Annotated in this window: 2 protein-coding genes; one reads left to right on the top strand and one right to left on the bottom strand. The window is 44.4% G+C overall.

The features are described 5' to 3' along the window. Positions 1 to 54 precede the first annotated feature (54 nt). Entirely contained in the window at positions 55 to 1845 is a 1791-nt protein-coding gene (locus BCU91_RS07945; RefSeq protein WP_102531244.1) for a flavocytochrome c, read from the top strand. A gap of 591 nt (positions 1846 to 2436) precedes the next feature. Here the strand turns inward: BCU91_RS07945 and BCU91_RS07940 are convergent. Beyond that, entirely contained in the window at positions 2437 to 3480 is a 1044-nt protein-coding gene (locus tag BCU91_RS07940; RefSeq protein WP_102531243.1) for a transposase, read from the bottom strand. Between the last annotated feature and the right edge of the window lie 119 nt (positions 3481 to 3599).

Raw genomic sequence — 3599 nt, 5'->3', positions numbered from 1 at the left:
ATCTAACATTATTTATATATCTGTTAGATGCAATGATAAAAATGAGAAGATTAGATGAAAAACTTTAAAAAAGCAGTGTGTGTTGCAACACTTCTCGGGTCAGCAGGCTTTATGTCTAGCGCCATTGCGGCAGACAACTTGGCAGAATTCCACGGTGAAAACCAAGAGTGTGATAGCTGCCACATGCCAGACGGTGAGCTCTCGAACGATAGCTTAACCTACGAGAACGAACAGTGTGTAGCTTGTCACGGTACACTTGCAGAAGTTGCTGAAGAAACAAAACATGAGCATTACAACGCCCATGAATCTCATTTCCCTGGCGAAGTGGCTTGTACGTCTTGTCACAGCGCTCACGAACAATCGATGGTTTACTGTGACTCTTGCCATAGCTTCGACTTTGACATGCCTTACACTAAGAAGTGGGAACGTCACGAGCCAAGCATTGATGAGCTATTAAAAGACACTGAAGATCGTCAAGCCGCCCTTGCCGATGCACCACGCGACACCGTTGATATTGTGGTTGTCGGTTCTGGTGGTGCAGGTTTCTCTGCTGCAGTATCTGCTGTTGATCACGGCGCTAAAGTCATTCTTATTGAAAAAGAGCCTGTTATTGGTGGTAACGCTAAGCTTGCAGCCGGTGGTATGAACGCCGCTTGGACTGATCAGCAAAAAGCCAAAGGTATTAAAGATAGTGTTGAGTCTATGTACAAAGACACTATGAAAGGTGGCCGTGACCTTAACGAGCCAGAGCTAGTTGAAGTACTGGCTTCACACTCTAAAGGTTCAGTTGATTGGTTAACCGCTATGGGCGCAGATCTTAACGACGTAGGTCGTATGGGCGGCGCATCAGCTAACCGTTCACTCCGTCCAACAGGTGGTGCTGGTGTGGGAGCTCATGTAATTCAAGTACTTTTTGATAACGCGGTTAAGCGTGATATTGATATGCGCATGAACACTCGTGGTATTGAAATTCTTAAAGACGACAAAGGCAACGTTAAAGGCTTACTCGTTAAAGGTATGTACAAAGGTTACTACTGGATTAAAGCAGATGCAGTCATTTTGGCAACAGGCGGTTTTGCTAAGAACAACGAGCGTGTTGCTAAGCTTGATCCTAAGCTAAAAGGCTTTATCTCAACTAACCAACCTGGTGCAACCGGTGACGGTATCGACGTAGCGAGCAATGCAGGCGCGGCGATGACAGATCTACAATACATCCAGGCTCACCCAACGCTATCTGTTAAAGGTGGTGTGATGGTGACTGAAGCGGTTCGTGGTAACGGTGCTATCTTGGTTAACCGTGAAGGTAAGCGCTTCGTCAACGAAATCACTACACGTGACAAGGCTTCTGCAGCGATTTTGAACCAAAAAGGTAAGTCTGCGTTCCTAATCTTTGATGACTCAGTACGTAAGTCACTAAGTAAGATTGATAAGTACATCGGTCTAGGTGTTGTACCTACTGCTGACTCGCTAGTTAAACTAGGTGAGAAGACAGGTATTGACGGTAAGAACTTAACTGAAGCTGTTGCACGCTACAACACGCTAGTTAAGAACGGTAAGGATGCAGACTTTGCTCGTCCAAACCTACCACGTGCTCTTAACGAAGGTAATTACTACGCAATCGAAGTGACTCCTGGTGTTCACCACACTATGGGCGGCGTGAAGATTGACTCTAAAGCTGAAATCATGAACGCTAAGAAGCAGGTTATCCCTGGTCTATACGGTGCGGGTGAAGTGACTGGTGGTGTTCACGGAGCTAACCGTCTAGGTGGTAATGCTATCTCTGATATCGTCACCTTCGGTAGAATGGCTGGTGAGAATGCAGCAGTTTATTCTAAAAATAATTAACCTAATTACAATAAACAATAAACTAAAATAATCACTAAGTTCTGTTTGTTATTATTAGATGTTTTTAGATTAATAATAACAAATAGTCTTGCGTAAACATTTTTTGAAAAATGAGAAGGTAATTCTTAGATTCCAATGATAACCGTCACACTTTGGTATAGATAATAGAGTCAGTTGCTTATAAGTTTCAAGCTCTCACACAATCCGCCAAGGTCACAACAATGGGCAACCAGTATAAGCAACTGACACTCAAAGAAAGATACCAGATAGAAGCATTTAGTAAACTGGAATTTTCAGCTCGGAGCATAGCCAGTAAATTTGGCCGAAGTAACGTATAAGGATAGGCCGCGCGAAGCCGCGTCCTTATCCCAAGTGTTGAACAAGCCCGGGGCTGAGGTTTATTAATACTCTTTATTAAGCAAATAGCAGATCGAGATATCGCTCTGTTTGAGGTGATGTTTCTTGGGACCATTTCAGATAGTTGAGTTTATCCCTTAGCCTCGCAACTAATAAAATATTTTCTGGTATATCAGCTTATTACCAGTTCGCCACCTCTTATTAAGTTAAACCATTATCCTTATACTTCCAGCGCTAGGCTGTGACCATTAAGCTTGTCGGTCGAGCATGTATTCCGATGAACGACATTGGCTGATGGCAACAGGGGCAAGTGCGTATCGCCACTGCTCGCTTTAGCTCAGATATTATTGGAAATACCGCTCCCGCAACAGCGAGCATAAGCTGGATCTGCTGGCGGAGCTTTTTACCACAACCTTGAAGCAACCCATAGTCCCGCACCCGCCGTAATCCTTTGGGTAGAACATGCTGTAAGATCAGATAGAGAAACTTCACTGCGGGCAAGGTGCGTATGTCAGTCGTTTGGGTTTGGCTATTTTGATACTCAAAGGACACCTGTCCGTTAATATCACTAATAATATTTTTGTCTGAGAGCACGCCACGGTAGAGATAACGAGACCGATATTTAAGGGCTGGTAAGCCTTTACCAACATGTCGACAGTCGACAACCCATTTATTGGGAATGTCGTTTGGTAGCTTAATGTCCAGCTCAATCAGGTGTTCTAGCAGCCTTGCTCGCCACACTGTGGCGAGATTAAAAGCGTTGAATAGGAACTTACCTTTGCCCTTGCACCACTGTTTTTTGTCTTTATCGAAACTCCCTGCTGGGATGATAAAGTGAATATGTGGATGCCGATCACGCCGCCTGTTATGGGTATGCAGTACGCCTGTAAAGCCAATATTACCGCCTAGTTGCTTTGAGTTTTTAGCAAAGTCTTTTAGCACACTGGCAGCCACCGAGAACATGGTTTGATACATCAACTCGGGTTGATGTTTTGCAATAAGTCGAAGCTCAAAAGGCAAGGTAAAAGTGACCATGTAGTAATTGACAGGGAGTAGCTTAGCCTGCTGCTTTGCGAGCCAATCTGTCGTGGTGTTGTGCTGATATTGGGGGCAGCTGTGATGACCACAACCCTGACAAGTCCAGTGGCTAACGCGTTCAGTGTTGGCACGGCAAGTGAGCATTGCGAAAATGGCTTGCCGCATCGTGGTTGTGATTCGTTGCTCGTAAGCCTGATTAAATTCATCAAGGTGGTCACGTAAAATGTTGATGAACTTCATATGTCACACTCCCACTTAATGGCTAAATCATCAGTCAGCTGATTAATAGCCTCAACCGTATTTTTACGAGTAATTTGAGTAAGACGTGTATATCTGGCGGTGGTATTAAGGCTGTTGTG

Origin of the sequence: Shewanella sp. 10N.286.52.B9, from assembly GCF_002873635.1 — a bacterium.
In the GTDB taxonomy this organism is placed as follows: domain Bacteria; phylum Pseudomonadota; class Gammaproteobacteria; order Enterobacterales; family Shewanellaceae; genus Shewanella.
This window is presented reverse-complemented; position numbering and strand designations above follow the sequence as displayed.

Bases quoted from the DNA above. Each gene is read 5' to 3' on its own strand.
- BCU91_RS07945 (WP_102531244.1), top strand. From the start codon at position 55: ATGAAAAACTTTAAAAAAGCAGTGTGTGTTGCAACACTTCTCGGGTCA.
- BCU91_RS07940 (WP_102531243.1), bottom strand. From the start codon at position 3,480: ATGAAGTTCATCAACATTTTACGTGACCACCTTGATGAATTTAATCAG.